This is a genomic window from Novosphingobium subterraneum, assembly GCF_000807925.1.
Lineage (GTDB): Bacteria > Pseudomonadota > Alphaproteobacteria > Sphingomonadales > Sphingomonadaceae > Novosphingobium > Novosphingobium subterraneum.
The window spans coordinates 17,218-41,861 of record NZ_JRVC01000019.1; the positions used below are offsets into that span (position 1 = coordinate 17,218).

Here is a 24,644-nt window from a genome sequence, read left to right on the forward strand (position 1 = left end):
CGCGTTCTGCCGCAAAATGAAAAGCCCCGCCGGCAGGTCCGGCGGGGCTTTTTTCATGCCTTGGCTGGTCCGATCAGCTACCGGGCTTCTTGTTGATCAGCGTGTCGCTGATCGAGCAGGCAGCAGGGCCGAGGATCACGACGAACAGCACCGGCAGAATGAACAGGATCAGCGGGATGGTCATGATCGCGGGCAGGCGTGCAGCCTTTTCCTCGGCACGCATCATGCGCTCGTTGCGGAATTCGGCAGAGAGGACACGCAGCGCCGAGGCGAGGGGCGTACCATAGCGCTCGGTCTGGATCATCGTGGTCACCACGCCTTTGACGGATTCCAGATCGACACGATAGGCGAGGTTTTCGAACGCCTGACGACGATCGGTCAGGAACGACAGCTCGATGGCGGTCAGCGAGAATTCGTCCCCGAGTTCCGGATAGGCGCGGCCCAGTTCGCGTGCGACGCGGCTGAAGGCCGCATCGACCGTGAGGCCGGCTTCGGCGCAGATGACCAGCAGGTCGAGCGCATCGGGCAGGCCCTTGCGGATCGCGTGGGTCCGCTTGGAAACCATGTTCTGGATGAAGACGTCGGGCCCCTTATACCCTGCGATGAGCATGAACATGAAGGCGCCCATCCGCTTCATGGGACCCCAATCCCCAAACGTGTTGGTCCAGTAGAAGAGCACCGCGCCCAGAAGCCCCAGAGTGATCGGGCCGACCAGGCGTCCGAGGATGACCGCGACGGCCCATTCCTTCTTGCGGATGCCGGCCTGCGCCAGCTTCTGCTGGATCACCGCCAGCTGGCTGTCCTGCAGGACCTTGAGCGATTCGAGGAAGCCGCGGATCTGGTCGGTGGTCTGGTTGCGGCGGACGATGCTTTGGCGCTTGCGGGCATTCGCCGTGACGATGCCGGCCTTGAGCTGTTCGCGCCGTTCGTTCAGGACCTTCACGCGCTTGGCCATGGGGTCGCGCACGGTGACGGCGGCGTAGACTGCAAGCATCACGGCCGCTGCGGCAATCCCGATCAGGATTGAACCGACAAGGTAAACGTCGAAGCCGAGCAGCGTTGGTCCTGCGGGGTTGTTGATCATGGCCGGTCCCTCCCGCTCAGATTTCGAAGTTGACCATCTTGGCCATGATGAACGAACCGATGCCAAGCCAGGTGAGCCCGCCCAGACCGGCGATGATCAGGCGCTCGTCCACGAAGAACTTGCTGAGATAGGCCGGGTTGATCGTATAGATCAGCGCAAACACGATGAAGGGCAGCGAGCCGACGATATAGGCTGATGCCTTCGATTCCGAGCTCATCGCCTTGACCTTGAGCTTCATCTGCGCGCGTTTGCGCAGCACGTCCGAAAGGTTCGAAAGCGTCTCGGCCAGGTTGCCGCCGGTCTCGCGCTGGATGGCAAGCGTGATACAGAAGAAGTTGAACTCGGGCATGTTGAGGCGATCGGCGGTATCCTGCAGTGCCTCTTCCATGGTGCGTCCGACCTTGATGCGATCGGTCACCAGCTTGAACTCTTCACCCACAGGGCCGGGGAGTTCGCTGGCGACCACGCCCAGGGTCTCCGTCACCGGAAGACCGGATCGAAGCCCGCGTACCAGCAGATCGAGAGCATCGGGCAGGCGCGTGGTGAAGTTTTCGACGCGCTTGCCGATGGCCCGGCCGACGATGAAGTGCGGCAAGCCGATGCCGACAAACAGGCCAGCGACCAGCGACAGCAAGGGCGCTCCGGTCTTGAGGAAGACCAGAAGCAAGACCGCCAGGGCAAGACCGCCGCTGACATAGAGGTACTGGGACAGCGTCCAGCCCTTGCCGGTGCGGTGGAGGCGCAGTTCGAGCGCTTCCATCCGCGATCCCGAGCCGGCGATCTTTCCTGCACGCGGTTTGCGGGCTGCCACGGTCTTGCGGTATTGCGCTTCGACCTTGTCAACCGCGCTGTCCGAGTGCCGAAAGCGTACCGACTGGAGACGGCGGCCGCTCTCCTTGGACGCGGACGGGCCGGACAGCGCGGCATAGCCAAGCACCATCGCCGCCATCATGCCGCCGGCCATCAGGATCAGCTGGATCGTATTCCCCATTGCAGGTCTCTTCCCGTCACCTCAAGCGAATGCGGGCCGTCAGGCGGGCACACCGGCCTTGGGCTTGTTTAGCATCTTCTTGAGATCGAACTTGCCGAGCAGCGAGGGCTTGCGCGCACTGGCTGTGGTGTCCGCCGCTGCATCTTCCTCACCGGTTCCGATGATCGCGAAGGCGATGTCCCGGATCGTGGCTCCGACCTTCGAGGAGCGATTGGCTGCAACGAACGACTGTCCGAGCTTGGCCGCGTTGGATGCCCCCTTGATGTCGTAGGGCAACATGAAGTTGATCTTGCGCTCGATCGAGGCTTCGAAATCAGCCTTGCTGATCTCGTTGGCGCCGGCTTGCACCTTGTTGGCAACCACGATCGGACGGGCGTGGGCAGCATTGGTCTTGAGCCACGAAAGCAGGCGAATGGCATCGCGCGCGCCGGCCAGCGTCAGTTCGGTCGCAACGATCACCACGTTCACGTCACCCAGCAGGTGCGGGAAGTTGATCAGCATGTTGCGCGGCATGTCGATCACAGTCATCTCGAACGCCTGGCGGAATTCCTCCTCCAGTTGCACGAATGCGCTGCCATCGGTCATGAGCGGCGAACTGATCGGCGCTTCGGCCGACAGAATGGCCAGATTGTCGTTTGCCCGGATCATTGCGCGTTCGATGAACAAGCCGTCGATGCGGCTTGGATTGTCGATCGCGTCGGTCAGGCCGCGACCGGGCTCCAGATCGAGCGTCAGTGCGCCGGTGCCGAAATGGACGTCGAGATCCAGCAATGCAGTGGGCAGCTTGTGATCGGTGCTAAACAGCCAGGCGAGCGATGTCGCCAGCGTCGACGCCCCGACGCCGCCACGCGTGCCGACGATGGCGGTCGAGATGTGGCGCTTCGCCGCACTCGGATCATGGCTCTTGGGCGCGGTAAAGATGGTCTGCGCCTGGACGAGTGCATCGCGGATCTGCCCCGCATTGAGCGGCTTGAGCAGGTAATCCTGAATGCCCGAGGCAATCAGGTCGCGATACAGGCGTACGTCGTTGACCTGCCCCACGGCGATGACCACGGTGCCGGGCTCGCAAACTTCGGCAAGAGCGTTGATGTCGTTCAGCGGGTCGCCGCTTTCCGACAGGTCGACCATGAGGATGTTCGGGCTGGCCGTGATCGAAAGCGACTGGATCGCGTTGCGCAGGCCACCACGGTGGCACTTCTCCGGCGCCCAGCCCATGTCGACGACGACCGGGCGAAGGACGTCGAGCGCGGTCTCGTCGCACATGAAGGCGGCGAAGGCGTCGCGATTGGCATTCTTCCAGCTCATGTCAGTTTCCTCCACTGCCGCCAGAGGCATTGGACGTCGAATTGTTCTTCAGGCCATCTTCGCCGGTTGGCTTGGCGGCGCGGAAGCTGTCGATGGCCTTGGTTCCGCTCATCACCACCGTTTCCCCGGTGCTGTTGGCGCCCTTCACGAGGTGTTCCTTGTCGGCGACCATCGCGGCGAGATTGCTGTTGATGGCGCAGCCGAAGTTCGACGTCGTCCGGTTGCTCATCGAGAAGTCGGACTTGGCCGTCCAGTCGGGGCAGCCAGGTACCGAGGCAGTGGCGCGGGTCACGACGATGCGCGCACCGCCAGCCGGAACATAACCGGGGGTAACCGGGGCGGGGCCTTCGACGAACATGCCCCAGCGACCGGCGACCGTATCGACCGACGCGATCGTGGCCTTCGACTGCAAGGGATCGTCTATCGCGATCTTGTCACCATACTTGAGGCCAAGGCTTTCGAACCACCCGGCGAGCCGCCGCTGTTCCGGGATCGAAATGCCACCGCCCGGCAGGGTCTCGACATCGAAGACGTAACGGTCGCGCTCGACAATCGGCTGATGCACCGAGTTGAGCATGCGGTTCTCGGGGGCGTTGACCGAACAGGCCGAGAGGGCCGTTGCCAGTGAAAGCAGCAGCGCTGCGGAAGCGCGGCGGGTATGATTGGTGCGCATGAGCTGTCCCTCGTTCACTGGATGCTGAAGCCGGGTTCGGCGCTGGCGACCTTCTTGTCGCTGCGGCGGTCGGCTGGCTGCGGTGCCTTCGCGGGCTTGTCGAGAGCGCCGACCTTGGGACCGGTCTGAACCGTGCCTTCCTTTTCGGTCGGCTTTGGCCGGTCGCCACCGGTGACCCCGTCGTTCTCCATGTTGCCAAGCAGGCGCTGGATGTCGTTCGGGCTCTGGAAGCCGTCGGTCGGCAGCTTGATGTCGTTGGCGTTTACCGGGTTCACCAGATACGGCGTGACCACGATGACCAGTTCCGTCTCGCCCTTGCGATAGCGGGTCGAGCGGAACAGCGAGCCAAGGATCGGCACGTCACCCACGCCAGGCATCTTGGTCAGCGCGTTCTGCGCGCCATTCTGCAGCAGGCCTGCGATCATGAAGGACTGACCCGAACCGAGTTCGATCGTCGTCTCGGCCCGGCGCACGGTCAGGGCCGGGATTTCGACGCTGTCGAGCTTCAGTGCGCCCGTGCTCGAAAGCTCGGAGACTTCAGGACGAACGCGGATCGAGATGCGGCCGTTGGCCAGGACCGTTGGCGTATAGGCGAGGCTGACGCCGTAGCGCTTGTACTCGATCGAGGTGGTGCCAAGGCCCTGCGAAACAGGGATCGGGTATTCGCCACCCGCCAGGAAGTCGGCAGTCTCGCCGGAAAGCGCGGTCAGGTTCGGCTCGGACAGGGTAGTGACAAGGCCCAGCGTCTCGCCGGCATCGAGCGCCCCGAGCAGATCGAGGCCGAGAAGCTTGCCCATGCCGGCAATGGTGGTGCCGGTAGTGGTGGCCGTGACCGAACTGCCGGCCTTTTCCACCAGGCCAAGCGGATTGGACTCAGTTACCTTGGTCGGATCGAAGGTAAATCCAGTGGTCGACGAAGTTCCGACACCAAACGGCAGGTTACGGTCGGTGGTGTAGGTCGATGCTGCGGAACGACCCTGTCCGATGCCGAACTTGAAGCCGCCCGTGCCATCGATGCTGGTCAGGTTCACGCCCAGGTCGCGCACCAGCGTGCGGCTGACTTCGGCGAATTTCACGTGGAGGCTGACCTGCAATGGCGTTGCCATCTTCAGGCGGCTGATCACGTTGGTCTTGTCGCCGACAAAAGCGCGCACGAGGCGCTCTGCCTCGGCCGCGTCCTCGGGCGCGCCGACCGTGCCGGTCAGCAGGACCGTGTTGTTCATCGTTGCGACGTTGACGCGAGCCTCGGGCATGGCGAGGTGCAGCATCTGATCGATCGAGTCGATGTTGTTGCCGACGCGAATGTTGGCCGACCAGACGACGTCACCCTTGGCGTTGCTGGCGTATACGGTTGTCTCGCCGCCCGACTTGCCGAACACGTAGAACTGGTTGGTCGACTTGACCTGGACGTCTGCCACCTTGTCGTCGGCGACGAACACGTCGGCCATGCGACCGGGGACGGTGACCAGCTCTCCGCGACCGATCGAAATCGTGACGGTGCGGGCGGGGCTCGTCAGGCTTTGTGCGTGGAGCATGCCGGATGCGGGCATCATCGCCAGCGGGGCAGCGATCAGCGCGGCCGTGAGGAGCTTGGAGGAAAAACGGCGGTTCATGGTGCTGCCCTTCGAGGTCGGGATCTGTCGCATGATCTTGGTGTGGAGAGCGCAGCTCATCACTTCGCTCCTATCGAGACATCTTCGGTGTCCTTGCCGCGGGTCACGCGGACCACGGGGCCGGTAGGCACCGGTCGGCCGTTTGCTGCCATCTGCGGGGCCGGGCTCGCGGCGGGAGCGGAATATCCGCCGCCTGCCGGAGCAGTTGCCACTGGCACGGTCGTGCGCTGGAAGCGCGATACATCGCCGCCGGTCACGAAGCTGGCCTTGCTGCTTTCGATAGGGCGAGCCATGGCCTGCTTGATCAGCGCCTCTTCCTGCTGCTTGGTAGCGCCGGCCGGGATCTTGACGTCGCCCGAGGCAATCGCCTGCTCAAGCTCGGCCGAGTTGTCCGCCAGAGAGCGCAGCGAAAGGCTGATCGTGCCGATCGTCTGGGCCACGGCAATCTTCTCCGCGATCTTGGGCGTGACTTCGAGCGTGACGGTGCTGAAGGTGCGCACGCGGGTCTTGCCCTCGACCATTTCCTGCTCGGTTGACTGGTCCGTTGCGAGCACGCGCAGGTTCTTGAGGATCGTTTCCGATGCCTTCAGTGCCATGCCGCTGTCGCCGCTGCCCTTGACGGTCTGGGTCAGCACCAGGTCGATATGGTCGCCCGGGAAGACGAAGCCGGCTACGCCGGTGCGGGCCGAGACAGGGATGGTGACGGCGCGCATGCCTGGCCCGAGAGCAGCTGCGAGGAAGCCACGGTCGCCGGGCGCAACGAGGTTGCCCTTGGTGACCGGCTCGCCTGCAGTCATCGGGTTGCGCACCACGGTGCCCAGCAGCTTCTGCATGTCAGCTTCGCCCTCGACGAAGTAGGCGTCCTGGACCATGTCCTTGGGCCATGCCTGGAAGTTGAGGGCGTCGGCGGTAATGATGGTGCCGACGGGCAGGGCGCGCTGGGCTACCAGCACCTTCGGGCCCATCGGCATCTTTGCCGCAGCTTCTGCCTGAGGCGTGGACGCGCCAGCGAAAAGGCTCCTTGCTGCGAAGGCCGTGCCGATCGCAACGATCAGCGCCCCCACCAGCAACATCAGCTTCCTCTTGTCCATGCTACTTGTCCCGCCCTCTTAACTCAGGCCCGCATGTCTCGGGCAAAATGGTTAAAAATTGTGATATGATGTTCATGCACCTGTAACGGAGCGCCAACCGGCCTCGAGCATCGGGGCCAGGACGATCAGTCCGGCGCTTGCGATTGCTACGCCGTAAGGAATCTTTGCATCGCGCCGGCGCGTCACGGTATAGTGCCACGCGGCGACCACGATGGTCAGCGCGCCGCCCAGCAGCGACATGATCACTAGCAGCTTGACGAAGCTCAACGGCGGCAACCAAAGTGCCAGTGCCGCCAGCAGCTTTACATCTCCGCCGCCCATCAGCTTGAGGGCAAAAAGTCCCGCCAGGACGACAAAGGCGACGAACGCCACGCCCACCTGCATCGCCGCGCCCGGCCACAGTGACAGCCCTGACGCCCACCAGTAGGCCGGAGCGGCCAGTGCGATGGCAGCGTTCAGCCAGTTGTCGATCTGGCGGCGGCGGATATCGGTGAAGGCGGCAACCAGCAGCGCGATTGCCAATGCCCCGACCAGTCCGTAAACGAAGATGTTCCCCTGCATGTCCTGGGGCATACGGGACAATCACTTACCAAACGGTAACCAAACCTTGGCGCGCAACTGCGCCATTGGAGGCGTTTCAGGCATGGAGTTCGGTACCAGCAGTCGGATCGATCGCAGGGCGATTCCGGCGGATGCGAACGAAGGGTTCTGGACCGCATCAGACGGCCATGTCATCCGCCGGATCGACTGGCCCGGTCATGGCGCTCCTCAGGGCCAGGACGGTCCGCGCGGTTCGATCCTGTTCTTGCCGGGGCGTGGAGATTTCTACGAGAAGTATCTGGAATCTCTCGATTACTGGCATGAGGAAGGGTGGCAGGTAACCGCGCTCGACTGGCGCGGGCAGGCAGGTTCAGGACGGCTCTCTGCCCATCCTGCAATCGGGCACGTCGAAGATTTCTCGATCTGGATCGAGGACCTTTCCGCATTCTGGTCGCAATGGGTCGTCCAGACGCCTGGCCCCCATGTCGTCATCGGCCATTCGATGGGTGGTCACCTCGTGCTACGTGCTCTTGCGGAAGGGCGCATTAACCCTGTTGCCGTGGTTCTGAGTGCTCCGATGCTGGGCTTTCTCACTCCGGGACCGAATCGGGCGTTGCACAAGGTGGCCGAGGCGATGTGCCGATTCGGCGATCCTGCCCGCCCCGCCTGGAAGATCAGCGAGAAGCCCGGGACGACCGCCGCAGCCCGGAACACACTGCTGACGCATGATGCCGAACGGTACGAGGACGAGGCGCAATGGAAGCTGCAGCGCTCCTTTCTCGGAATGGGCCCCGGCTCCTGGCGGTGGGTCGAGCGTGCCTATGCCTCGATGCTGGTGCTGGATGCTCCCGGGATTCTGGAAGCGGTCGACGTGCCGGTGCTTCTGCTTGCCGCGCGTCACGATGGTCTGGTCAGCTGGAAGGCGATCGAGCGTGCCGCCCGCCGCCTGCCACGTGCGCAACTGATGACCTGGGGACGGGAAGCCCGTCACGAATTGCTGCGAGAGGCTGACCCGGTGAGAGACAAGGTCATGGCTGCGATTGACGATTTCCTAGACCGCATGGCGCCCGTCGCGGAGGCCCCCATCGCGTGACCAGCTTTGCCGGAGACTTTGATGTCGCCATCATGGGCGCGGGCATGGCAGGTGCCAGTCTCGCCGCCGAATGCGCGCCCCACGCCCGCGTGCTGCTGGTCGAGGCCGAGGACATCCCCGGCTACCACACCACCGGACGCTCTGCCGCGTTCTGGGAAGAAACCTATGGCGGACCCGGTGTCTTCCCGCTGACGATGGCTTCGGGCCGTTACTTGCGGGAAGGCGGGTTCCTGTCCCGGCGTGGCGCGCTGAACATCGGGCAGGCGTCGGACCGCGACAAGGTTGAGGCCTTCATCGAGAAGTTCGCTGCCCTGGGTGCCACCCTGCATCTGCAGGACCGGTCGGCGCTTGAATCCCGCGTGCCCGGCCTGAAGCCCGAATGGGTTGTCGGCGCGTGGGAGCCCGGCTGCGCTGACATCGACGTTGCCGGCTTGCACCAGCACTACCTTGCAACGTCGAAGCGGACCGGCACAGTCATGCGCGTGCGGGCCCGCGTCGAGCGGCTGGAGCGGGAAGGCGGACAGTGGCGGCTGGCCTGGGCCGGGGGCGAGGCACGCGCTCCTATCATCGCCAATGCTGCCGGAGCATGGGCGGACTCGCTTGCCAGCCTTGCCGGTGCCTGCCCGCTTGGCATCCAGCCGTTGCGCCGCACGATTGTCCAGTTGCGCACCGATCCTGCCCCGGCAGATTCCCTGCCGCTGACGCTGGGCATCAACGAGGACTTCTATTTCAAGCCCCAAGCCGGGCGTCTGTGGCTTTCACCGCACGATGAGATCCCCGATGTCGCTGGCGATGCCGCGCCCGAGGAACTGGACGTTGCCATTGCCATCGACCGCTTTCAGCACGTGGTGGACTGGAACATTGCCGCCCTCGAGCGCCGCTGGGCAGGCCTTCGATCCTTCTCGCCGGATCGCCTGCCGGTCTACGGCTTCGATCCGGTTGTGGAGGGCTTGTTCTGGTTCGCCGGGCAAGGCGGCTTCGGCATACAGACGGCACCTGCCGCGGCGCGGCTGGGCGCTCAGCTACTGCTCGGCTTGCCCCGCGACGAGCTGACCGTGGAAATCGACGCCGACGCATATGCGCCGGCGCGATTCCTGCCTGATCAATCGTAGATCGGGCGCAGTTCGTTATCTAGGTAGTAGCGGGTCATCGCCATCGAGGCGAGGAGGTCGGGCGAGCCGTCGTACTCGATCGACATCCAGCCCTTGAACCCGTGTTGCTTGAGCGCGTGGTAAAGTCCCTTGAGATCGAGCGTGCCCATCCCCGGTTCCCAGAACCAGCGCGTGCCGTCGTCTGTGATTTCCGGGTCCTGTGAATAGCGCAGGCTGTCGCGCTGGTTGGACGAGGCGGTGTCCTTGAGGTGGAACGTGCTGATGCGGTCGTGATAGTCGTTGTAGAAGGTCACCAGATCCTCGCCCATGATCGAGATCTGGGCGGTGTCGATGCAGTAGTGGACCAGCGCGGGATCGGTGGATTCGATCAGTTCGCGATGGTTTGGCAGGTTGATCGCGCAGAAGAACTCGTTGTGCAGGCCGATCTTGACGCCCTTGTCGGTGGCATAGCGGCCGATCTCGTTCATCACCTTGGCACACTGCTGCACTTCCTCGCGGGTGAGGGGGCCGCAGCCGAAGTAGTTCTGGGTCGGGCAGGTGTTCATGTAGGTGCCGCCGAAGCGCACGATGGTGTCCACCGCTTCGCGGCCTGACTGCACGGCTTCATCAAAGTGGCCGACATCGTGCGAGGCGTGGGCACCATGGAACATGCCGATAACCTCGACGCCGCGGTCCTTGGCAAAGGCGGTGAAGTTTTCGGGCGAGCCGAACAGCGGCAGGATGTCTGCCATGTCCCACGGCGCGATCTCGATGCCGTTGAAGCCCAGCGCCGACTGATATTTCAGGATGTTGTCCCAGTCGGAATAGTAGGCGCTGTTGGTCTTGTCCTCGTAATAGAAGTCGCGGAAGTTATCGATCTGCTTGAAAGGGATCGACTTCCAGTGGCTCATGTTGGCGTATTGGATATTGGGCATTTCGGATAACTCCGGAAATCAAAGCTGGTTGAGCATGGCGCGCGTGCGCAGCAGTGCGCGGAACGGATCACGCGTCTGGCGGGCGCTGCAGGTCACGGGGCCTGAATAGCCCAGCTTGTCGAGCGTGCTGGCAATCGCGGCGAAATCGACCGAGCCGGTGCCGGGATCGCGGAAGACCTGCGTGGCCTGGGGCTGCGGGTGTTCGGGGTTCGGCGTCTTCCATGTGTCGTTGCTGTCAACGAAGCTGGTGTCGGTCAGGTGGACACAGCCGATGCGGGCGATGTTGGTGGTGATGAACTGCACCGGGTCGATCCCGGCAACGGTGAGGTTGGCGGTGTCAGCGTCAAGGCCGACGCTTTCGGGCAAGCGCGCAAGCAGCGCGAGCACCCGTTCACCGCCGAACAGGCTCCAGTATTCATTGCGCAGCACCAGCTTTACGCCCAGTTCCTCGGCCTTGGCGGCAAGGCCGCTCAGCAGTTCGACCGTGCGATCGGTGAACATGGCGATCTGGGCGTCGATATCGGGGTGATACTGCCTGATGCGCCCGTAGTAGGGCGAGGGGCTTATGGCGAAATAGTCCGCGCCAAGATCGGCCGCATGGGCGAGGGCCTCGCCGGCGAAATGGCCGGATGCGCCGAAGAAGAAGTGGATGTTGTCGTTGCGCATGAACAGGTTGGGATCGAAGGTCACGCCTGTGACGCGCGTGATTCCGCTTGCGGCCAGCACTTCGCGGTACTGCGCCGCGCTGCTGTACTTGGTGTTGATGCAATAGCGGTTCATCGGCACGCCGCTGCGCCCGCCGAACTGCCAAACCGGCTCATAGGGAATTTCGATGGCAGAAAACCCTGCCGTGGCGATCAGGGGGTAAAGCTCCTCCCAGAAATACTTGCTTTCGAACCGGTTGCGGTTCGGCTCCTGGTAGTGGCGATTGATAAGGTCGAGGCTTATCGCGGTATCTTTGGGGTTCATGGTCAACCTTCTGGCGTTCCTGCCCCGGCAAAGGGGCAATTGCGTTCGTGCATGTTGGGGGCATGGTCGCGTGCCGCGCAGGCGCAGTGAACCACGCCTGCAGATGCGCTGGCGGCATGGCTATTGGCAGGTGATGAGTTTACCGCCGCAGACACAGGATCCATTCCCATTCCACGGCCCCGACGCGCACTGGCGCTCGTTTGCCTGGCGGGTCAGACGCCCGCTACTTTGTGCTGGCGGACATCCGCCATTTGCAGGCAAAAATCAACCCCGCGCGCGTAATTTGCCTGCTGTGCTGCGCCTTTTCCGTGATATCTGCGGACCTGGGCTAACGACAGGGAGAGTCATTATGGCGCACCGTTTCGAGATCCGCAGAAACAAGGCAGGCGAGTTTGTCGCCTACTTCTGCCACAACAGCGAAACCATCTTCTGGACCGAAGGCTACGCTAGCAAGGCCGGCGCCCGGAATGCCATTGAATCGATCCTCAAGAACGGTCCCGAGGCGGCAGTGGTGGATACGACCACCGATTGAGAGCTGGGGATGATTGGCCGGTTTCAGAACAGGCCATCGTCCTCGTCGTCATCAGGGGCCAACGTCACATCCGGCGCGATGGCGATCCCATTCAGGCCAGGAACAAGCGCCTGGTTGTGGATGAGGCGCTCGTCTGCCATCGTGTAGCTTCGCGCCAGATCGTCGAGCATAGTCTGCAATAGAACCGCCTTGTCACCGTCGACCGGCTGGCAATCCGAACCGGCGCCTTGCAGGACGGACGACAGGTTTCGCATGGGCACTTCCAGCATCCCTGCTTCCTCCAGTGCATCGATTGCCAGTGCCAGGCTTGATCCCAACTGGTCTGACTCGGCCTCAACCACGGCCATCGCCTGTCGGCCTCTTTCGTTGCAATCGCCAATCGTGGTGAGGAAGCGGGCGAGGAGTTCCCCCGATGCACCACCGTTCTCGTGCGACTGGCTCTGCAGGCGGTGGCAGGGCGCCGACAGGTTCGTTTGCGTTCGCTGGATGGCATCGGCGATTGCATCAAGGCGTTCGGAATATGTCCTGATCTCGTTGGCGATGACCATCACCGGTCGTCCGATGGATTGCGCAGTGCGGCAGCTCAGACCGATATTGATCGCCATGTGCTGCACATCCAGCCGCAGCCGGGTGATGGCTTCTGCCCGTTCCGTAACTTCGTCGACCGTCTGCAGGATCAGGTCGAGTGTTGCCATGCCCTCGCTGTTCGCGCGGTCCAGCTGGCGCAGCATCAGGTGCGCCTCGGCAACACTTGCCTCGATGCGCTCCAGCATGTCACTGTCGCCCTCGCTGGCCTGGTCGTCGTCAAGACCCTGGAGATTTCTGCACTGGCTTTGCAGTCGCGAAAGAGAAGCCGCGAGTTCGGCCCTGTCGCGCCCATAGTCGGAGACTGCCGCTTCGAACAATGCAGCGAGAACGCGAAGCAACGGTGCGCCAGCAGAGCTGGCCATGCTGCCGTCCTGGCGTCGCGTTTCAAGCGTGCGCAGGCTCGCCAGCACGTGCTCGAGTCGCTGGCGCACGCTGTCGCCGATCTGCATTGCCTGGATGGCGGCGTGGAGCTCGGTCTGAATCGCCAGAGCAAGGCCGGCAATGGTCTTGGCCAGGTTGCCAAGACGCATTTGGTGCTGCTGCAGGTTGCCCGCTTCGCGCATCAGCGCATCGGGTACCTGCGGGAAGACCTTCGCACATTCGCGATCGAGCAGCCTGTCGTTCTCGCCCATCTCGCGGAGACTTTCGAGAAGCCCTCCGAGCATATGGTCGAGGCCGCGCAGTTCCCGGTCACCCTGATCGAGCTTGCCGCGCATGGCATCTGCAAATTCCATGAACTGCGGATGGCCCGATGCGGTGATCTTCACGTTCATGCCGTAAATGTCGAGGACCTGCAGGCAGCGCATGACCTCGCCAGCGCTGGCCCGCAAAGACCGGGCGGCCTCGTGCATGGTCGCGATCTCGTGAGACCTGCCCTGTACCAGACTGCGCACGTTGCGCAGGGATTCGGCGGCCATCCGCAATCCATTGACCGCTTCGACGCCGACGCCGCCATCGAACATGCCGGTCACTTCGGTCAGGGCCGAGGTGATCGTCTGGATGCGCGTAACCGACTGGCACAGGTGCGTGCTGGCCATGTCGAAGCTTTCGTCCAGACGCTTGAGCAGCGAGACCAGGTCCTCGATCAGCGCTGCGTGACCGATGTCCTTGGCGGGAGTGGGGACGACAAGTTTGAGAGCCGCCATCGCTCAGCGCGCCGTAGCCCGGAGGATTTCCCCGGCAATGCTATCGAGTCCCAGCACGCGGTCAGCCGCACCGCGCGCGATTGCTTCCTTCGGCATTCCGAACACGACCGAGCTTGCCTCGTCCTGTGCGAAAGTGCGTGCACCCGCCTCCTTCATCTCGAGCAGTCCGCGCGCTCCGTCATCGCCCATGCCGGTCATGATCACGCCCACCGCATTCGAACCGGCGCACCGCGCGGCTGATCGGAACAGCACGTCGACTGATGGCTTGTGCCGGGAAACCAGCGGTCCATCGCGGACCGAGACGAGATAGCGCGCGCCCTGTCGCTCCAGCAGGGTATGCTTGCCACCGGGCGCGATGAGCACATGCCCGCGCATGACGGTGTCACCCTGCTCGGCCTCTTTCACTGAAACTTCGCACAGGGAATTGAGACGGCTGGCGAACGCTCGCGTAAAGCGCTCTGGCATGTGCTGGACCACGACGATGCCCGGGGAGTTCGCGGGCAGAGCTTCGAGGACCTCGCGCAGGGCTTCGGTCCCGCCTGTCGACGCGCCGATGCAGACCACCATTTCGGTGGTGCGGCTCATCGCGCGGCCGCTGGGCGGCGGCAGCACGGCATCTGCTGTCAGCTTCTGCTCCGGCCTCATGCGCGGCGGCACGGGCTTGCGCGCCGTAACGCGGGCCCGGGCAGCGCCCTTCACGACCTCGCAAATGGTTGCGCGGGCTTCACTGAGGTGGTCGGCCACGCCAAGCCGGGGTTTCAGGATCACATCGACGGCCCCGGCCTCGAGAGCCTGGAGCAGCGTTTCCGAACCCTGCTCTGTCAAGGACGAGCACATGACCACGGGCACCGGGCACTGGCTCATCAGCTTGCGCAGGAAAGTGATGCCGTCCATCCTCGGCATTTCGACATCCAGGGTGATCACGTCCGGCACTTCGGTCTGGATGATGCGGGCTGCCGCAAATGGATCGGCGGCAGTGCCGATGACTTCCAGTTCGGGGTCTTCCTCCAGGATCGCCTTCATGGTCTGGCGCACGCTTGCACTGTCGTCGACCACCAGAACGCGGGTACGTGCGGGGCGCTTGTTCATGATGACCTCCGAAATACCGTGCCGGCAACCTGAGTGAGGTCATGCTTGAAGCCGGTGATCGACTCCGAGTGGCCGAGGAAGAGATAGCCCCCGGGCAAAAGCTGCTCGCACAGACGTTGCACGACCTGCCCCTGCGTCTGCTTGTCGAAATAGATCAGGACGTTGCGGCAGAAGATGAGATGCACCGGCTGATCGAGTGCATAGGAATCATCGATCAGGTTCAGCCTGCCGAACCCCACGCGACGCCGAATTTCGGGAGCAATGCGGATCTCTTGCCGTTGCGGGTCCTTGGATTCGAGAATGTAGCGTCGGCGCAGTGGGGCCGGGACGGGCTCAACCTGTTCGCGAGGGTAGATCCCCTTCATCGCCGTTGCCAGAACCTCGGTATCGATGTCTGTGGCGATAAGCCGATAGTCGATGCCGCGGTGTTTCGAGGTGAAGTCATCCAGCAGCATGGCGATCGTGTACGGTTCGGCGCCCGTCGAACATGCCGCACTCCAGCAGCGGATCTGGCGACACCCTTCCTCTGCATACAGAGGAAGGACCGTGCCCGTGAGGTAATCAAAGTGCCCGGGCTCGCGAAAGAAATCGGTCTTGTTGGTGGTGACCGCGTTGATCAGGTGCTCGAGTTCGTCAGGATCGACTTGCCCGCCGATAACCAGGTCGCAATACGCGCCCACCGTATCGACGCCGAGCGCCCGGGCGCGCCGCCGCAGCCGCCCCTCCAGCATGGTCTTCTTGCTGGACTTGATGTTGATGCCGGTTTCAAGCTGGATCAGTTCGGCGAGCGCCTTGAACTGCCTTGCGGAAATGCAATCGCTATCCGGTGCCAGACCAAAGGAGAGGGGGCTGAGATCGTTCAAGTGCGCACCATTTTCATGAGGGTTCTAGGGGCGGTCTTCAATCAGGCCGCCCGGCCGAAGTCGCTGTCCTCTTGGTCTGCCCCACCACTGGTCAGGTCGAGTGCGAAGCCGTTGAGCCGCTCCTTCTGGTGGGCGACCGAGTTCGGCTTGACGGGCCGAGCCTTCGTGGGAGCCTGAGGCGCCGACTTTGGCTTCGGCTTGGCGCTGCGCTGCGTGCGCGGTGCCGCTGGCGAGAACGTGCGCTGCTCTTCCAGCTGGAAGAACGCGGTCGTTTGCTGCAATTCTTCGGCCCGCGCCGCAAGAGAGTCCGACGTCGAGGAAATCTGTTCCGAAGCGCTGGCGTTTTGCTGGGTCACCTTGTCGAGCTGCTGGATCGCCTCGTTGATTTGCGAAGCTCCGATGTCTTGTTCGCGGCATGCGGCGCTGATTTCCGACACGAGTTCTGCCGTGCGGCGGATATCCGGTACCAGCTTGCTGAGCATTTCGCCCGCTTCGCTCGCTGCCTTCACCGTCTCGGCCGACACCGAAACGATTTCCGCTGCAGCACTCTGGCTGCGTTCGGCCAGCTTGCGCACTTCCGACGCAACAACGGCAAAGCCCTTGCCATGCTCTCCTGCGCGCGCGGCTTCGACCGCGGCATTCAGGGCCAGGAGATCGGTCTGGCGCGCGATCTCCTGAACAATGCCGATCTTGTCCGCGATCGTGCGCATGGCAATGACGGCCTTGTCGACTGCCGTTCCCGAAAGCTCTGCATCCTTTGAGGACTGGCGCGCGATCTTCTCGGTCTGCGCCGCATTGTCGGCGTTCTGTTTGATGTTCGCGGCCATCTGCTCCATCGAGGCCGAAGCCTCTTCTGCCGACGCGGCCTGTTCGGTCGCACCCTGCGATAGCTGCTGCGAGCTGGTTGCCATCTGTGAACTGCCTTCGGCCACCTCGTTGGCGGCAAGGCTCACGTTGCTGGCAAAGGCACGCAGGTTGTCGACCAGCACGTTGATCGAATCCCGCATCTTCTGGTGATCGCCCTGGCAATCGATCTCGACCCGCTCACCAAGATCGCCGGCGCTGAGCTTGCTCAGCACGCGATTGCCTTCTTCGATCGGCAGGATCGTCGCATCGAGCATACCGTTGATGCCACTGATCAGGCTGGCAAAATCCCCCACGAAGCGACGATCGTCGCCACGCTCGCCGAGGCGACCGGCCGTGGCAGCGCCGATCAGCATCTGGATCTCCGAGGTTATCGCGCGCAGGTTCTGGCGCAGGTTCTCGATGGTGTCGTTGATGAAGGCCTTCTTGCCCGGCAACTGTTCCATCGGGGCGTTGAAATCACCTTCGCCGAAGGCCTTGATGCATGCCATGGCCTTCTTTTTCACGGCAATGTGGCTGGCGACCATGTCGTTGATGCCGCGTGCCACGACACCGAAATCCCCGGGAAACCTGGCATGATCGATGACCACGTCGATATCGCCGCGCTCATGCTCGCTCGCCATGTGGTTCATCTCGGCGATCAATCCGGTCAGACTGCGACGCAACGTCTCGATGGTGTCGTTGATGAACGCCTTCTTGCCCGGCAGCGGATCGAGCCTGGCGTCGAAGTTGCCGAGGCTGAACTCGTGGACGATGCTCATCGCAAGCTTCTTTACCGCGATGTGCGCGTTTACCAGATGGTTGATGTCAGCGGCAATCTCAGCGATTTCCAGCGGAAGATTGTCCGAGGCGATGACCACGTCGATATCGCCCCGCTCATGCTCCGCCGTCATGTGCTTTATCGCGCTGCCAAGCTCGCGGACCGGAGCCTGCGACTGGTCGAGCAGGCCATTGATCGCGTCGATCAAAGCGCTGGTGCGGGCATTGCAGCCTGAAGCGTGCAGGCGAGCGCCCAGATCGCCGTTCGAGATGGCGGCCTCTACGCGGGCAATCTCTTGCTGAACCTGGGCAGAAGACACTGCCGTGAATGGATTGATGACCATGGTTGTTCCCGTCCTTCTTGTTCCGTTCACCTTGATCGCGGCAGCGCGTTCCGTTCGCTGTCGCGGGTGTTTCAGGCGTTGACCAATTGACCTTCGCTGCCGATCCCGATGGCATCTTCGGTCGTGAAAATCCGGGCCGCGTCGACGATGACCACGAAGCCCGTGTCCCGGCGCACCACGCCGGTTATGTATTCGGAGTTCCAGCTGATCCCGATATCCGGGGCAGGTTCTATGTCCGCCTTCTCGAAACTCGTGACGCTCAACACCCGGTCGATGACAACGCCCAGCGTAAGCAGGCGGTCGGTCAACCGCACATCGAGGATCAGGATGCGCGTGGCCAGCGTGGGGTCGGCAGACGGCAGGCCGAGACGCCGGCGGAAGTCGACCGTGGGCACGCCTTGGCCGCGAAGATCCGTCAGGCCGATGAAATGCGCAGGCCCATTCGGCAGGTAGGAGGGTGGCGCATAATCGAGGATTTCGCGCACTAGAGCGACGGGTATGGCAAAAACCTCGTTGCCCAGGCCGAATTCCACGACCTGAAGTTCACCCGCGCTGCTCATGCTGCGCGTCCGAAGTCTGCATCGTCGGCGTCGGCGCCACCGTCGGTAAGGTTGAGGGCAAAGCCGGCCAGTCGCTCCTTCTGTTCGGCTACGCTGTTGCGCTTTACCGGCTTGGTGGCCACGCGCGGCGTCACGCCGGTCTTGCGCGGCGGACTTGCCTGGCGGCGGCTTTGCGTACTTTGACGCGGCTCGGCATAGCTATTGCCGGTCCGGAAGAAGGAAATGGCGCTCTGCAATTCCTCGGCCTGCGATGCAAGTTCCTCGGACGTGGACGAAATCTGGTCCGACGCGCTGGCATTGATCTGCGTGACCTTGTCGAGCTGCTGGATGGCTTCGTTGATCTGCGACGCGCCGATGTCCTGCTCGCGGCAGGCTGCGCTGATCTCCGTCACGAGTTCGGCTGTGCGGCGAATGTCCGGAACCAGTCGCGCCAGCATTTCGCCCGCGTCGGTCGCCACCTTGACCGTCTCTGACGAAACCGAGACGATTTCGGCTGCCGCGCTCTGGCTGCGCTCGGCCAGCTTGCGCACTTCCGAGGCGACAACTGCAAAGCCCTTGCCGTGTTCGCCTGCGCGCGCGGCCTCGACCGCAGCGTTCAGGGCAAGCAGGTCGGTCTGCCGCGCGATTTCCTGGACGATGCTGATCTTCTCGGCGATCGTGCGCATGGCGTTGACTGCCTTCTCGACTGCCTGGCCCGAAACTTCAGCGTCCTTGGAAGATTGGCGGGCGATCTTCTCTGTCTGCGCCGCGTTGTCGGCGTTCTGTTTGATGTTCGCCGCCATCTGCTCCATCGACGCAGACGCTTCCTCGGCCGAGGCGGCTTGCTCGGTCGCGCCCTGGGAGACCTGCTCGGAGCTTGCTGCCAGCTGGCGGCTCCCGGCCGAGACGTTGTCAACCGCAGCCGAGGTCGTGCCGACGACAGTCCGCAGCTTGTCGATCATCGTGATCAGCGCGCTGCCGAGTTGGTCCTCATCCGACAGCGCCCGGTATTCGACCGTGAGATCGCCATCGGCGATGCGGTCGGCCACGCCGGCGGTCTTTTTCAGGTTTGATACCAGGGAATTGATGGCGTCACGCATCCGCTGATGATCGCCGTGGCATTCGATATTGACGGTTTCCTGCAGGTTGCCGATGCTGACCAGCCGCAGAACGCGGTTGCCTTCTTCGATGGGCAGGATGATGGCATCGAGCATGCCGTTGATGCCGCTCACGAGGCGGGCGAAGTCACCGACAAAGCGCGAGGCAATGCCTCGCTCCGACAGGCGCCCTTCGGTCGCTGCCACGATCAGCCGCTGGATCTCTGCGGTGATCTCGCGCAGGTTCGTGCGCAAGGTTTCGATCGTGTCGTTGATGAAGGCTTTCTTGCCCGGGAACTGCTCGAGCGGGGCGTCGAAATTGCCCTCGCCGAACGCCTTCACGCAGGCCATGGCCTTCTTCTTCACCGCGATGTGGCCCGCGACCATTTCGTTGATGCCGCGCGCAACCAGTCCGAAATCGCCCTCGAACCTGGCATCGTCGATCGTCACGTCGATATCGCCGCGATCATGTTCGGCCGCCATGTGCTTCATCTCGGCGATCAGGCCCGTCAGGTTGCCGCGCAGGGTTTCGATCGTATCGTTGATGAAGGCCTTCTTGCCCGGGAACTGTTCGAGCGGTGCCTTGAAGTTGCCTTCGCCGAACTCCTTGACGCAGGCCATGGCCTTTTTCTTCACCGCGATGTGCCCGGCAACCATGTCGTTGATGCCGCGTGCCACGATGCCGAAATCGCCCGGGAACTTCGCATGGTCGATGACCACGTCGATATCGCCGCGATCATGCTCGCTCGACATGTGGTTCATTTCCGAGATCAGCCCGACAAGATTGCCGCGCAAGGTCTCGATCGTGTCGTTGATGAACGCCTTCTTGCCGGGCAGCTGTTCCATCGGCGCGTCGAAATTGCCTTGGCTGAATTCGCGCACGCAGGCCATCGCCTGTTTCTTGACGTTGATGTGTGCTGCAACGAGCTCGTTGATCTGTGTCGCCATGATGCCAAGCTTGCCGGGCAGGGCATTGGCGTCGATCACGACATCGATATCGCCGGCTGCATGTTCGTCGGTCATCCGGGCGATCTGCGTGGACAGGTCCTGAACCGGATTGGTGACGGCATCCAGCAGCCGATTGAACGCCGCCATCACCGCCCGGGTCGGGGCATTTCCGGAGGTTTCATCAAGCCGAAGCAGAAGATTACCCGTAGCAAGCGCCTGCTCGACCCGGCTTACCTCATCGAGAACCTGCTGTTCGGAAACTCTCGAAAAAACATTGCGCATCATGCGGCCTCCGCGAGGGACGTGAAGATTGTGGGCAAATCGGGAATGACGATGACCGACCCCGGCTGGCGCACCAGTTCGCGCGCGAATTCGCGCTTCCAGCGCATGCCCAGCACGGGCGGCTCGCTGCTGTGCGCCTTGTCGAGGATCGTCACTTCGTGGACCTTGTCCGAGCGCAGCCCGATCTGGAGCGGCTCTCCGTCGATCTCGGTCTCGATCACGACGATGCGGTGATCGGCACTGGCCTCCTCGCCGGGATTGCGCGGCATGCCGAAGGCCACCCGCAGATCGGCGATCGGGATGATCTTGCCGCGAAAGTTGACGACACTGGCCACCAGATCCGGTGCGCCCGGAACGGGCGTTTCGGGCAGCAGGTCGAGTATCTCGCGGATGCTGACGGCCTCGATCGCCAGGCATTCATCGCCTACGTCGAATGTCAGCACTTCCAGTTGGCCGTTGTCATCCCATGGCGTTGTGCTGGTCGTGGTCATGGCGTCACCCTGCGGCACGGAGCCGCTCCTCATGGCTCTGGCCCAGCGCAACGAGCTGGACGACATCGAGAATGAGCGCGACCCCACCATCACCGAGGATGGTCGCGCCAGAGAAACTCGGGATCGAACGGTGCAGGCTCGACATGGATTTGATCACGGTCTGGTGGCTGCCGATGATCTGATCGACGACAAGTCCGACCCGCTCGCCTCCGGTTGCGATCACCACGATCTTCTGGAAGGGGTCGGGCCGGGTGCCCGTCGCGAAAAGCTCGCGCAGGCGCAGGAAGGGCACCAGGCGTTCGCGCAACTGGATCATGCTCCTCCCGCGCGAACGGATGTCTTCCTCCAGGCTAAGCTCCAGGCACTCTTCGACCGCCGCCAGCGGGATCACGTAGTTGTTATCCCCGACCCTCACGAGCAGCCCGTCGATGATCGCCAAAGTCAGCGGAATGCGCAGGGTTATGACCGAGCCCTTGCCGGGTTCGCTGGTCATGTCGATGTGTCCCCGCAGGCCTTCGATCGTGCGCTTGACCACGTCCATGCCGACGCCACGGCCTGACAGATTGGTGATCTGGGCGGCGGTGGAAAAGCCGGGCTGGAAGATCAGCTGCAGCAGCTCGCTGTCGCTCAGCACCTGGCCTGGCTGGATCAGGCCATTGGCCTCGGCCTTGGCGCGGACCCGTTCGCGGCTGATGCCGCGGCCATCGTCCTCGATTGTGATGAGCACTTCCCCCCCGGCCTGCTGGGCCGAAAGCCGGATGCGACCGGTCGCGGCCTTGCCCGCGGCAAGCCGCTCTTCCTCGGTCTCAAGTCCATGATCGCAAGCGTTACGGATCAGGTGGACAATCGGATCGGCGAGCCTTTCGGAGACGGTCTTGTCGATCTCGGTGCTTTCGCCATCGGTCACAAGCTCGATCGACTTGCCGGTCTCGCGGGCCAGGTCGTGGACCAGGCGGCGGAACCGTCCGAACAACGCGGCAATCGGCACCATGCGCAAGACCATCATCGTGTCGCGCAGTTCATTGGCAAGTCGTTCGACTTCCTCCGAGATCGAGCGCAGCGCGAGTTCGCCCGCAGGGCCGGAAATGCCATTGCCCGCAAGCTGGGCGAGGCGGCTCTGCACGATCACGAGTTCGCCCACCCGGTCCATCAAGAGATCGAGGCGTTCAGCCGGGACGCGCACACTTTCGCTGGGGCCGCGCGCGGCTTTCGCGCTGGCAGGTTCTGCGCTGGCGACTTCCGCGATGGCCAGCGCCGCATGCTCCGACGGCGCGGGCGAGACTGCCACAGCAGCAGTGTCTGGCGGACCGCCTTCAGCCAAGGCAGCGGCTTCGTCATCCGCGATCGGCGTGATGGACAGTTCCATGTCGTCAAGCACGAACAGGAAGACATCTTCGATGACATCGCGCGTCGCGCTGGCGGGCAGGTTCAACGACCAGCCCATCAGGCACTGCGTGGGATCGAGCTCGTCAAGTGGAGGAACAGCGTCAAAATCCGCGACCACATCGGTGGCGCCCAGTTCCCGCAACTCGTCGAGCAGAAGGAGCGGGTTTGTTCCGGTGGCAAGTGCATTGGCGGGCAGGCGGAAGTTCAGGTGCCATCCCTGACCTGGCCCGGCGGTGATCGTGGTGGCCGTTGTCGTGTCGTGACCGGCATCTTCGCCGCAGTCCACGGCTGCAGGGGCGCCTGCTCCGTCCAGCAGGGCCTGAAGCCTCGCAAGCAGATCGGCGCTTTCACTGTCCACGCCATCGCTGTTCGGCTGGTCGATGAGGGTGCGCATGTGGTCCATGGCAGAAAGCGTCAGCGCAACCAGCTCTGGCGAAGCGCGGGCCTGCCCCTTGCGGACCTTGTCGAAGGCTGTTTCGCAGTGATGGGTAAATGCGGCCAGAGCATCGAAGCCGAACATCGCGCCCGAGCCCTTGAGCGTGTGCATCCCGCGAAAGACGGTGTCGATGAGCTCCCGGCTGGTCAGGTCGTGGCTGAGATCGAGCAAGGCCTGCTCGGTCGCTTCGAGTAGCTCCCCGGCTTCGATCCGGAAGGCTTCGATCGGGTCCTGCCCGGTCATTGCCCCAGCACCTTGCGGGTTACCTTCAGCAGATTTTCGGCAACGAACGGCTTGACCAGCCAGCCGGTCGCGCCTGCGGCCTTGGCTTGCTGCTTCATGCCCTCATCAGATTCCGTCGTGAGGAATATGATCGGCGTACCGGCCTGAAGCGGCAGCTTGCGGATTTCCCGGATCATCTCCAGACCATTCATATTCGGCATGTTGAGATCGGTGATGATCATGTCGAACTTCGATGACCTGGCCTGTTCGAGCCCTTCCTTGCCATCGGCTGCCTCCGCGACCTGATGTCCGGCTCCCGACAGCGCAATCCGGATTGCCATCCGGACGCTCATGGAATCATCGACGGTGAGTATGGTGGTCATTGCTCGGTGGCTCCGGTCGCACAGAGATTTTCACAGATCGCAGAGATCGGCCCGGCAAGGCCCGCGCGCTCGATCAGGCCGGCAACGGCAGGATCGGCAGCGGGCACGATCGAGATGCTCTTGCTTTCCCGCTGGGCAAACTTGCGCGCCGCCGCGAGGATCTGAAGGAAGGTGAGGTCGGCTTCGACCACGCTCGAGCAATCGATCTCGATCGAGGAATGGATCTTCAGCTCGTCGAGGATCGCCTCGCGGATGTCCGGGGCGGTGCTCAGGTTTGCAATAGTGCCAATCGGGATAGTCATGTTCCCTCCGCCCGTTCCGGCCGACGACATGACTGATGGCTTGCGATCTGCTCTTTTTACGTTTTCCGCGATATAGTTGTTGTTACTAGGCAGAAGCTTCCGTTCAGGTAGCCATTGCCGAAGAAACTTCGTTAACCACGTGTGGTCATGAGCGGTTCGCGACGGCACTTCTAAAATGCGGTCCAGTCGCTTGTCGGCCCCCGCCATGACATGGCTGCCGTCGCGTTCCAAAGCCTGCAGCACAGCTGGTTGTGAGCGTTCGGACGGGCAAAAAAGTTTTCACGACAACACTTGAGAACAGACTTTGATCCGGCCCGAAATACCGTGTTGCGGAGCGCTACGATGAGTGTTTTACTTTGCCGCCGTGTGGTCCAATCATGCTGCTACACGGAATAAGGGTGGATGCATATGAGGCAAGTTTTTCAATACCTTGCGCTGTCAACTGCGACCCTGCTCCTCGCATCTTGCGGCGGTGGCGGCAGCTCTGACAAGACCGCAGCCGACTCGGCGGCAAAGCCTGCTGAAACAACCACTGCCGCAGCCCCTGCAGCAGCAACCAGCGCGGCTGCGCCGACAGCAGATTCGACAGACACGCTCGATGGCGCGACGCTCGCTTCGCTGACCGGCGATGCCGCGCATGGCAAGACCGTTTTTGCTCAGTGCCAGGCCTGTCACTCGCTCGAAGCGGGCAAGAACATGATCGGTCCGTCGCTCGCCGGTGTCGTAGGGCGCAAGGCGGGTTCAGAGGCGGGCTACAGCTATTCGGCCGCCAACAAGAACAGCGGCATCACCTGGTCTGCGGAAAAGCTGTTCCAGTATCTGGAAAAGCCCGCGCGCGTCGTGCCGGGTACCAAGATGTCATTTGCCGGCCTACCCAAGGCGCAGGACCGTGCCGACGTCATTGCCTATCTCAAGGCTCCGAATTGACCTCGGTCCCTTCGGGTCGCAAGAAGGGGTGCGGACCATCATGGTCCGCACCCCTTTAACGT

The 24,644-nt window shown here is 62.9% G+C and carries 23 protein-coding genes and 1 pseudogene; 4 read left to right on the forward strand and 20 right to left on the reverse strand.

Annotated features, from left to right (window positions below):
* Positions 1-73: 73 nt before the first annotated feature.
* From NJ75_RS16725 to NJ75_RS16755, 7 genes are all read right to left on the reverse strand, one after another.
* Positions 74-1,084 (reverse strand): type II secretion system F family protein, encoded by a 1,011-nt coding sequence (locus NJ75_RS16725; protein ID WP_039336550.1) that lies wholly within the window; start codon positions 1,082-1,084, stop codon positions 74-76.
* Between the two features lie 16 nt (positions 1,085-1,100).
* Positions 1,101-2,075, reverse strand: coding sequence for a type II secretion system F family protein (locus NJ75_RS16730; protein WP_039336552.1), 975 nt, complete (start codon positions 2,073-2,075; stop codon positions 1,101-1,103).
* A gap of 39 nt (positions 2,076-2,114) precedes the next feature.
* Positions 2,115-3,380, reverse strand: coding sequence for a P-loop NTPase family protein (locus NJ75_RS16735; RefSeq protein ID WP_039336555.1), 1,266 nt, complete (start codon positions 3,378-3,380; stop codon positions 2,115-2,117).
* Position 3,381: 1 nt separating this feature from the next.
* On the reverse strand, positions 3,382-4,053 hold the full coding sequence (locus NJ75_RS16740) for a CpaD family pilus assembly protein (RefSeq protein WP_039336662.1): 672 nt from the start codon (positions 4,051-4,053) through the stop codon (positions 3,382-3,384).
* A 14-nt stretch (positions 4,054-4,067) separates the two neighbouring features.
* Entirely contained in the window at positions 4,068-5,726 is a 1,659-nt protein-coding gene (locus NJ75_RS16745) for a type II and III secretion system protein family protein (RefSeq protein WP_407668289.1), read from the reverse strand.
* The gene (cpaB, locus tag NJ75_RS16750) at positions 5,726-6,757 is read right to left on the reverse strand and encodes a Flp pilus assembly protein CpaB (protein WP_039336557.1); all 1,032 of its coding nucleotides are present in this window, start codon (positions 6,755-6,757) and stop codon (positions 5,726-5,728) included. Before cpaB ends, NJ75_RS16745 begins: the two co-directional genes overlap by 1 nt.
* Before the next feature lie 72 nt (positions 6,758-6,829).
* Positions 6,830-7,330: an A24 family peptidase gene (locus NJ75_RS16755; protein WP_156135842.1), complete on the reverse strand. Its 501-nt coding sequence runs from the start codon at positions 7,328-7,330 to the stop codon at positions 6,830-6,832.
* Between the two features lie 70 nt (positions 7,331-7,400).
* Here NJ75_RS16755 and NJ75_RS16760 point away from each other — a divergent pair, with 70 nt between their 5' ends.
* Together NJ75_RS16760 and NJ75_RS16765 are read left to right on the forward strand one after the other, a co-directional pair.
* Positions 7,401-8,390 (forward strand): alpha/beta hydrolase, encoded by a 990-nt coding sequence (locus NJ75_RS16760; protein ID WP_039336559.1) that lies wholly within the window; start codon positions 7,401-7,403, stop codon positions 8,388-8,390.
* Between the two features lie 32 nt (positions 8,391-8,422).
* Positions 8,423-9,502: an NAD(P)/FAD-dependent oxidoreductase gene (locus tag NJ75_RS16765; RefSeq protein WP_052242596.1), complete on the forward strand. Its 1,080-nt coding sequence runs from the start codon at positions 8,423-8,425 to the stop codon at positions 9,500-9,502.
* Here NJ75_RS16765 and NJ75_RS16770 read toward each other — a convergent pair.
* The gene (locus NJ75_RS16770; RefSeq protein WP_039336562.1) at positions 9,493-10,416 is read right to left on the reverse strand and encodes a sugar phosphate isomerase/epimerase family protein; all 924 of its coding nucleotides are present in this window, start codon (positions 10,414-10,416) and stop codon (positions 9,493-9,495) included. The two genes, NJ75_RS16765 and NJ75_RS16770, sit on opposite strands and share 10 nt — an antisense overlap.
* Positions 10,417-10,434: 18 nt before the next feature.
* On the reverse strand, positions 10,435-11,385 hold the full coding sequence (locus NJ75_RS16775) for a sugar phosphate isomerase/epimerase family protein (RefSeq protein WP_039336564.1): 951 nt from the start codon (positions 11,383-11,385) through the stop codon (positions 10,435-10,437).
* 349 nt (positions 11,386-11,734) lie between these two features.
* Here NJ75_RS16775 and NJ75_RS16780 point away from each other — a divergent pair, with 349 nt between their 5' ends.
* Positions 11,735-11,917, forward strand: coding sequence for a YegP family protein (locus NJ75_RS16780; RefSeq protein ID WP_039336565.1), 183 nt, complete (start codon positions 11,735-11,737; stop codon positions 11,915-11,917).
* A 23-nt stretch (positions 11,918-11,940) separates the two neighbouring features.
* On the opposite strand, the gene NJ75_RS16785 is transcribed toward NJ75_RS16780, so the two are convergent.
* The 11 genes and pseudogenes from NJ75_RS16785 to NJ75_RS23835 form a co-directional block, all read right to left on the reverse strand.
* Entirely contained in the window at positions 11,941-13,650 is a 1,710-nt protein-coding gene (locus NJ75_RS16785) for a hypothetical protein (protein ID WP_039336566.1), read from the reverse strand.
* Between the two features lie 3 nt (positions 13,651-13,653).
* A complete protein-coding gene (locus tag NJ75_RS16790; protein ID WP_039336568.1) occupies positions 13,654-14,739 on the reverse strand; it encodes a protein-glutamate methylesterase/protein-glutamine glutaminase in 1,086 nt (361 codons plus the stop codon).
* The gene (locus tag NJ75_RS16795; protein WP_156135840.1) at positions 14,736-15,602 is read right to left on the reverse strand and encodes a CheR family methyltransferase; all 867 of its coding nucleotides are present in this window, start codon (positions 15,600-15,602) and stop codon (positions 14,736-14,738) included. The genes NJ75_RS16790 and NJ75_RS16795 overlap by 4 nt, the downstream gene beginning before the upstream one ends.
* Positions 15,603-15,643: 41 nt before the next feature.
* Positions 15,644-17,569 (reverse strand): methyl-accepting chemotaxis protein, encoded by a 1,926-nt coding sequence (locus tag NJ75_RS16800; protein ID WP_052242592.1) that lies wholly within the window; start codon positions 17,567-17,569, stop codon positions 15,644-15,646.
* Between the two features lie 71 nt (positions 17,570-17,640).
* On the reverse strand, positions 17,641-18,129 hold the full coding sequence (locus NJ75_RS16805; protein ID WP_039336570.1) for a chemotaxis protein CheW: 489 nt from the start codon (positions 18,127-18,129) through the stop codon (positions 17,641-17,643).
* On the reverse strand, positions 18,126-20,153 hold the full coding sequence (locus NJ75_RS16810) for a methyl-accepting chemotaxis protein (RefSeq protein WP_269078636.1): 2,028 nt from the start codon (positions 20,151-20,153) through the stop codon (positions 18,126-18,128). Before NJ75_RS16810 ends, NJ75_RS16805 begins: the two co-directional genes overlap by 4 nt.
* A pseudogene (locus tag NJ75_RS25520) lies at positions 20,133-20,438 on the reverse strand (hypothetical protein); the annotation flags it as partial. The gene NJ75_RS16810 and the pseudogene NJ75_RS25520, both read right to left, overlap by 21 nt.
* A complete protein-coding gene (locus NJ75_RS16815) occupies positions 20,435-20,926 on the reverse strand; it encodes a chemotaxis protein CheW (RefSeq protein WP_039336674.1) in 492 nt (163 codons plus the stop codon). The gene NJ75_RS16815 and the pseudogene NJ75_RS25520, both read right to left, overlap by 4 nt.
* Positions 20,927-20,930: 4 nt before the next feature.
* Positions 20,931-22,991: a chemotaxis protein CheA gene (locus NJ75_RS16820; protein ID WP_039336572.1), complete on the reverse strand. Its 2,061-nt coding sequence runs from the start codon at positions 22,989-22,991 to the stop codon at positions 20,931-20,933.
* Entirely contained in the window at positions 22,988-23,353 is a 366-nt protein-coding gene (locus NJ75_RS16825; protein ID WP_039336573.1) for a response regulator, read from the reverse strand. The genes NJ75_RS16820 and NJ75_RS16825 overlap by 4 nt, the downstream gene beginning before the upstream one ends.
* Positions 23,350-23,886 (reverse strand): STAS domain-containing protein, encoded by a 537-nt coding sequence (locus NJ75_RS23835; RefSeq protein ID WP_211257956.1) that lies wholly within the window; start codon positions 23,884-23,886, stop codon positions 23,350-23,352. Before NJ75_RS23835 ends, NJ75_RS16825 begins: the two co-directional genes overlap by 4 nt.
* 177 nt (positions 23,887-24,063) lie before the next feature.
* Between NJ75_RS23835 and NJ75_RS16835 the strand changes: the two genes are divergently transcribed.
* Entirely contained in the window at positions 24,064-24,582 is a 519-nt protein-coding gene (locus tag NJ75_RS16835) for a c-type cytochrome (protein ID WP_039336577.1), read from the forward strand.
* Positions 24,583-24,644: the final 62 nt, after the last annotated feature.